At 68.1% G+C, this 7146-nt stretch carries 5 protein-coding genes and 1 pseudogene; 3 read left to right on the forward strand and 3 right to left on the reverse strand.

Going from position 1 to position 7146, the window contains the following annotated elements; genetic code table 11:
* Nucleotides 1-966: an NAD-dependent epimerase/dehydratase family protein gene (locus BLQ49_RS17850; protein ID WP_091718032.1), complete on the forward strand. Its 966-nt coding sequence runs from the start codon at nucleotides 1-3 to the stop codon at nucleotides 964-966.
* A complete protein-coding gene (locus BLQ49_RS17855) occupies nucleotides 953-1876 on the forward strand; it encodes an NAD-dependent epimerase/dehydratase family protein (protein WP_091718034.1) in 924 nt (307 codons plus the stop codon). The genes BLQ49_RS17850 and BLQ49_RS17855 overlap by 14 nt, the downstream gene beginning before the upstream one ends.
* A gap of 120 nt (nucleotides 1877-1996) precedes the next feature.
* Here BLQ49_RS17855 and BLQ49_RS17860 read toward each other — a convergent pair whose 3' ends face one another.
* The gene (locus tag BLQ49_RS17860) at nucleotides 1997-3415 is read right to left on the reverse strand and encodes a phosphomannomutase (protein WP_091718036.1); all 1419 of its coding nucleotides are present in this window, start codon (nucleotides 3413-3415) and stop codon (nucleotides 1997-1999) included.
* A gap of 182 nt (nucleotides 3416-3597) precedes the next feature.
* Entirely contained in the window at nucleotides 3598-4641 is a 1044-nt protein-coding gene (locus tag BLQ49_RS17865; protein WP_091718038.1) for a hypothetical protein, read from the reverse strand.
* Nucleotides 4642-5252: 611 nt separating this feature from the next.
* Between BLQ49_RS17865 and BLQ49_RS17870 the strand changes: the two genes are divergently transcribed.
* Nucleotides 5253-6269 (forward strand): alginate O-acetyltransferase AlgX-related protein, encoded by a 1017-nt coding sequence (locus BLQ49_RS17870; RefSeq protein ID WP_208859080.1) that lies wholly within the window; start codon nucleotides 5253-5255, stop codon nucleotides 6267-6269.
* Here the strand turns inward: BLQ49_RS17870 and BLQ49_RS17875 are convergent.
* Nucleotides 6206-7146 (reverse strand): annotated as a pseudogene (locus tag BLQ49_RS17875) (glycosyltransferase family 4 protein); the annotation flags it as partial. The gene BLQ49_RS17870 and the pseudogene BLQ49_RS17875 sit on opposite strands and share 64 nt — an antisense overlap.

Genomic DNA, 7146 nt, shown 5'->3' on the forward strand with positions numbered 1-7146 from the left:
GTGGCCGCCCTCCCCCAAAGCGCCCTGCCTGAGGCCGTCATCGTCGTCGGCGCGACCGGGTTCGTCGGCCGCAACCTCGTCGCGCATCTCGCCGGGCGGGTGGCCCGGCTGATCGCGGTGAGCCCCTCCGGCAGTTCGGTGCCGGGCGCGACCGAGGCGGCCCGCTTCGACGCCCTGGAGGCGCTGTCGGTTCCTACCGACACGGTCGTGGTCAACCTCGCCGCCCAGCGCTACGACGCCGACAAGTTCGACACGGCGCAGAGCGATCTGCTGACCGGCAACGCCGAGATCACCAACCGCCTCTACCGGTTCTGCCTGACCAAGGGCATCCGAGAGGTGCGCGCCGCCTCGAGCGTCGCCGTCTACCCGGCCGCCTGCGATCCCCTCGACGATGCCGCGCCGGTCGATCTCAACGCCCCGCCCAACCCGAACGAGGCGTTCTACGCCTGGTCGAAGCGCTGGGGCGAGGTGGTCGCGGACCTGCACGCCGAGCGATACGGGATCCATACGATCAGCTTCCGCCTGAGCAACCCCTACGGACCGCACGATTCGACGGATCCGCGCAAGGCGCATGTCCTGCCGGCCTTCGTGATGCGCGCGCTCGCGCCAGGCGCGCGTTTCACGATCAAGGGCAACCCGCTGGTGGAGCGCGACTTCATCTATGTCGGCGACGTCGTGGACGTGTTCGCCCGCTCGCTGGCGATGCGGGAGACGCGCGACACGCTCAACCTCTGCCGCGGCGAGACCACGACCCTCCTCGACCTCGCCCGCACCATCCTGGCGGTGGCGGGCGCGGACCGGCCCGTGGACGCCCCCGATACGGCGACGCAGGGCGTGCTCGCCCGCCGCTCCACCAACCTGCGCCTGCGGGAGCGCTTCGGGCTTTCGGCCTTCACGGGGCTCGCCGACGGCCTGAAACCGACGATCGACTGGTATCGGGAGGCGTATCGCCATGCCGGAGCCTGAACGCGACCTCGTCGTCGGGGCGGACGGCTTCCTCGGGTGCAATCTCGTCCCGCGGCTTCAGGCCGAGGGCCGGGAGGTCGTCGGCATCGGGCGCGCCGCGGGCGACCTCGCGGACTGGGCGACGGTCGAGCGCCTGTTCCGGGCCGCGCCGCCGGTGGCCCGCATCTTCCACGTGGTGACGCGCCAGCGGACCGGCGCGGTGCAGTACGACATCCAGGGCGAATTGCTGGCGATCAACGCCCGGATCCACCTCAACGTCCTGGAGGCGTGGCGCCTGTTCCAGCCCCAGGCCAAGCTCATCTCCACGGGCTCGTCCTGCACCTATCCCGAATCCGCCGAGCCACTCCCCGAGGCGCGGTTCGGCCAGGGGCCGACGCACCCCTCCGTGGTCGGCTACGGGCTCGCCAAGCAGGTCCTGGCGACGGGCTCGGCGGCCTACGCCCACCAGTACGGGCTCCACTTCCTGCACTGCGTGCTGGCGACGCTCTATGGCCCGCACGACAACAAGGCCGCCGACCGCAGCCACTTCGTCGGCGCCCTCCTCGACCGCGCCGTGCGGGAGAAGGCGGCGGGCGCGGAGTCCTTCGAGGTCTGGGGCGACCCGCGGACCGTCCGCGAGGTGCTCCATGTCGACGACCAGATCGACGCGATCCTCGCGGCCGACCGGGTGTTCGACAACGCGATCCTCAATTGCGCCGCCAACACGCCCGTCACCGTCGAGGCGGTGGCCCAGGCGGCGCTCGCCGCCCTGGACTGGTCGGTCCCCCTGGTGAGTCCCCCCGGCTCGTTCCAGGGCGCGGCCTACAAGATGCTCGACTCGACGCGCTTCCTCGACGGGACCGGATGGCGGCCGCGCATCGGCCTCGAGGCGGGGCTGCGCAGCCTCGTCGCGGCGGAATACGCCGCCTGAGGCCGACCCGGGCCCGGTTCGTCTTCGAAAGCTCTGCTGTCTCGGGCTACGCCCGATGCCGGGCTTCGCCCTGGCGACCCACCAAAGGGCTGAAGCCCTTTGGAATCCCGTGACCTGGCGTCAGGCCCGGTCCGCCATGGCGGCGGCCGCCGCCCCGAGCCCCCACCGCACGAGGTCCTGGGCGTCGCGGGCCGTCTTGGCCTCCGCGTAGCAGCGCAGCTCAGGGGCATTGCCCGAGGCCCGGAAATGGATCGTGCGTCCGCCGTCGAGCCCGATCCGGATCCCGTCCTGCTGATCGACGTCCTGCGGCACGCCGACCGGCCGCAGGAACTCGTCCCGGAAGGCGGCGTCCCGGAGCCGGTCGAGGAAGGCGCCGCTCCGCTCCGCGGGCGTGTTCGGGAGCCGGTCGCTCGCCATCTCCCCGGCATCGAGCGAGGCCACGAGGTCGGCGAGCGCGGTCCCGGCCGCGCGCGCCGCCGCGAGGGTCGCCAGGATCGGAAGCATCGCGTCCCGGGTCGGCAGGGCCGGCAGGGTCCGGCCGTCGCGGACGACGTCCGACCCGAGCAGGAAGCCGCCATTCGCCTCGAACCCGACGATGATCCGCGCGCCTGCGGCCTGCGCCTGCTCCATGCCGGCGATAACGAAGGGCGAGCCGACCTTGGTGCGCACCACCCGTGCGAAGCCGCCGGATTGTTCCAGGGCCGAGCCGGCGGTGACCGGCACCACGACCGCGTCGGCGCCGAGGAACCGCGCCGTGATCAGCCCGAGCACGTCCCCCCGCAGGATCCGCCCCGTGCCGTCCGCGATCAGGGGGCGGTCGGCGTCGCCGTCGGTGGTCACGAGGGCGTCGTACGCGCCGGACGTCATGACCTCGGCGATGAAGGCGATGTCCTCCGGGCGATGCGCCTCGGTGTCGATCGGCACGAAGGTGTCGGACCGGCCGATCGGCGTCACCTGTGCGCCGAACCCGGCGAGCAGGTCGGTCAGCAGGTCGCGGGCGACCGAGCTCTGCTGGTAGACCGCGACGCGCAGGCCCTGCAGGATGTCGGGGGCGAAGGCCGCGCCGTAGCGCTGGCGATAGCGGGCCACGGCATCGGGCTCGGGCGTGGCCCCGGGGGCGTCGGGCGCCGCGTCGGCTTCCGTGATGTCCCCGAGTGCCGCCAGGATCGCCGCCTCGTCGGCCTTGGTGATCTCGCCCTCGGGCCGGTAGAACTTGAGGCCGTTGCGGTCCTCCGGGATGTGGCTGCCCGTGACCATGACCGCGCAGGCGCCGCGCCTTTGCGCTTCGAGGGCCAGCGCCGGCGTCGGCAGCGCGCCGCAATCGATCGCCGTGAAGCCCTCCGCCGCCGCGGCGCGCGCCACCGTCGCGGCGATGCCCGGGCTGCTGTCGCGCAGGTCGCGCCCGATCACGACATCCCGGCGGCCGTCCCCGACCGGGACGGAGCGGAAGAACGCGCAGGCATAGGCGTAGCTCGGCCCGCCGACGAGATCGGTCACGAGGCCGCGCAGGCCGCTGGTTCCGAATTTCAGGCTGCTCACGAGGGTTCCAACGGCCAAGATCGTAACGTCACGCAGGACTGATGCCGTGAATCATGGGCAATCTCAATGCCTGATCTGCGCTGGGAAGCGCCGCATGGTCCCCAATCCAGCCCGGCTTCGCGGTGGCCTCCCGGGCCCGGCTGAGCGTACGGGTGGCTCGACCGGCGGCGATCATCGGTGGATTACGTATTCCAATGTTTATCCACGATATCTTTGACCGCATCCGATATCGCCACATCGAACACCAGCATCTCTTCGACGGGTTTGATGTTCCGCAGGAGCTCGGCCAAGTCTTGCACTGCAGTTGATGGATTCGGCAGTTCCGGCGGTGGGACGTCGAGATACAGCTGGTGGAAGAGCGTCTGGGCAAAGGCATTGAACCGGGTCTTGTGCCCGACGATGCCGACCCGTGAGAGAACCTCGATCGCGGCAATGGAATTGCCTGGATGCAGCCGATCCTCCGGCATGCGGGTTCCGAGCTGGCGCGTCAGGGGATTGTAGAGCAGCCGGTAAGCCGGCTCCGGCAGCATGTTGAAGAAGCGCTTGAGGCTCTTCGTGTCGGTGAAATCGTAATCCTTGGCGAAGGCCGCGGCTTCGGCCAGCACACCGAGGCGCCAACTGCGCGCCGGGTCAACGGCGTCGTCAGCCCGGGCCCGCAACCAGTACATGCGGGTCGCCATCTCGATGTAAGGATCCGGCACCAGGAGTGCCGTGATCATCAGGTCCGGCGTCAGGAAGTTTTCGTAACGCGGGATCACCACAGCGCCCGATAACAGGAGCGACCGCTCGGGATTCAGAAAGATGCTCGTCAGGATCTCATCCGACATCCGTTGGATGCCGAAATAGCTGCGCCGGAAGTGGGGGAAGAGAACGCTTTGAAGTGTCGTCTCCGGCTCGATCCCGGTGTTGATCAAGCATGCCCGCATCTGGATCTCGCCCTCACCGGGCGTGCGCCGATGGATGAGGACGTTGGTGTCGGCGTCGTACATCTCCAGCCGTTCCAAGACCGAAAGGCCGGGAACTTCGGCTTCGGTCACGACGAAGATGCACTGCCCGGTCGCGTGCCAGCCGTTCTTCTGGAACGTCGGATCGACCACGCTCGCTGCGACTTCCGCTAAGCGACGCCCTTCGGCCGAAATCATCACGCGGCTGGTCGCGAGTTGATTGTCCGGCACGATCCAGCCGCGAATCGAGTGGCCGTTGTCGTAATCGATGAAGAAGCGCACGGTCAGACTCTAATCGTCTCTACGTCGCAGGTGGCAAGGCATAACGGATTCCTGTATGCGGCCATGATTGTGACGTCCGCCCTGGAGCCATTCACGATTGCGCTGCTATCGTGGTTCGGTGTCCCTGTCTCGACGTTCGTTTTCGCATCGAGCCGACACGCATTCCATCGCGCGCTTCAGCCTAGGGCTGTCAGCGCGGTGACTGAACCTCCTCTGGGCCGCGTGACCTATCATCTCGCCGCCGCAAGGGCAAAGCGTGTCGCAGCCCCGGCTCGCCCCGGCCTTCGCCCGAGTCAGCGCCTGCCGCCGAGCCTCACCGGGGGGGCGACCTTCCCGTTGTCCGGACGCGTGATCGCGACGCATGGGCTTCCGGAACGGCATGCCCCTTTCGGGCCTGCGAAGCCCTCGATCCGGATCCCGCCGTGACGCCGACGCGTGGACAATTATTGCCGTGCTCCGACAGATAACGCTGATAAATCGTTAGGACGTTCGCCTCGGTGCATCCTGGCCCAGGAATACGCATCGGCGGTCAGAGGCTTTGCGCGCATCTCTCATGGAGGGGCGGATCGCCAAATCGAATATTGCATAGCGTCGTCAGGTGGGGCTTGAAGATGGCCGCGAAGGATGAAGTCCACGTTGGGGAGGCTGACGTCCTTTTTCTCCTACAGGGAACCAATAACGTAAGCTCGCAATACGTCAGATCCTTGGCTGCGCAGTTCTTCTTGATTCACTGGCGATTGGTCATCTCTGAGCGGGAGAGACGATTGAGAGGGGCCGGCATTCCCTATAAGCACATCTTGATGCCGGAAAAGATTACAATTTATGATAATTTTCTTAGGGGCATAGATATCAATTGGAAATTGTCCCCGGCGTACAGATTGCTTCACGAAGATGAGTACTACAAGAAATTTCCTTTGCGACGATTGGATCTCGTTAAATATCTCAAGAGGCGAGCGCGGTGGCGTGCGACGGTGATTGATCTGATCGCGCCCATGCGGTTGCAGCGGGAGGCGCAGGATCTTTTCTACCGTACGGACAGTCACCTGTCGTTCGCGGGCCGGCTTCTGGCCTATCGTGAGATCTGCCGGGCCGTCGGTACCGAGCCGGTCCGCGACTTCGGGGAGCGGCAGACGACCTATCATCCCGGCTGGGTAGGAGATCTCGGACAGGCGTTCCTCCCTCCGCGCTACGAAGGAACGACACTGCACCATCTCCAGCGCGACGCGATCCGCGTCTACGCCAGTCCGATCGTTGAGCGCATGGAAGAGCGCGGTCTGGAGGGGGCACTCCATACCGGCGCGCATGTGATTTATCGGAACGCACGAGCCGTCGATCCTCGGCGCGTCGTCTTATTCGGCGATAGCTACGCCAACTTCATGCCGATCGGCCTCACGATCATGCTGGCCGAGACGTTTGGCGAGCTGCATTTCATCTGGAGCACGCAGATCGACTACGACTATATCGCGCGGGTGCGGCCTGATCTGGTGCTCGCCGAGATGTCGGAACGCTTTATCTTCCGACCCGCGGACGACAGGTGGAGCTTGGACGCCTACGTGCACCAGCGCTACGGGGCCGAGGCACGCACCGACAGTCCCTCACCCCCAGTGGAGGAGGGGGCGACACCGTAATAGTCGCGCATCAGGTCGTCGTAGGCGGCGGCCGGGATGCTGGTGCGGCCGCGGCCCGGTGGCGGGAGATCGAGGGCCAGCAGCCGGTCGTTGCAGGCGGCGGGGTCGTTGAGGAGGTCATAGGGCAGGAGATGGCCGTCCGGCTCGGCCCGCAGCCGCTCCGCCGGTGCGCCGAGGTCGAAGGCCGCCACCGGCAGCCCGGTGCGCAGCGCCAGCGTCAGCGCGTATGCGTACGTCTCCGGCCAGATCGCCGGAAGGAGAACCAGATCGGCCGAGACGTAGGGCACGCGATCGAGGATCTCTTCCTCCTCCCCGTGACGACCGGTCTGGGCGATCTGAAGGGCTGCGCGGGCTTCGCGATCGAGGGTCGGATCGTCGGTCGCGTAGCGTCCCGTTTCGAAGACCCCTGCCCGCTCCAGGCCGCTGGTGAGCGCCGGATCGGAGAATCCCACGATGGCGAAGCGCAGCGGCAGGCCCCGCGCCCGCGCATCCATCGCCAGGGCCTGCAGCACCAGCCCGCCTTCGGGCATGCTGATCGCCCCCAGCACGGCGACCCGCCGGACCCGGCCCGGGCGCCGCAGCGCCGTCGAGCGCACCCCCCGCTCCGGCTCCGCATGCGGCCGCACCGCGATCGCCAGATCCCGGTACACCCCCGCGATCCGACCCGCCGTGTCGGCGGACGGCGCAAACACCCGCGCCGCCCCCGCCAGGAACCGCCCGAACGTGGCCCGCCGCTCGCCCGGATCCGGCTCCTCGAACCCGTCCGCGTCCGACGCCAGGCACACCCGGCACTCCGCCACCGCCGCCAGGCCGCAGAAGCGCCCGTCCGGCTGCACCAGGTGGTTGCGGTGGCACACCGGCGAGTAGTCGTGCAGCG

Source organism: Methylobacterium phyllostachyos (assembly GCF_900103445.1).
Lineage (GTDB): Bacteria > Pseudomonadota > Alphaproteobacteria > Rhizobiales > Beijerinckiaceae > Methylobacterium > Methylobacterium phyllostachyos.

What these genes read in the sequence shown, in the direction of transcription:
- BLQ49_RS17870 (WP_208859080.1), top strand. Translation starts at nt 5,253, where the DNA reads ATGGCCGCGAAGGATGAAGTCCACGTTGGGGAGGCTGACGTCCTTTTT.
- BLQ49_RS17855 (WP_091718034.1), top strand. Translation starts at nt 953, where the DNA reads ATGCCGGAGCCTGAACGCGACCTCGTCGTCGGGGCGGACGGCTTCCTC.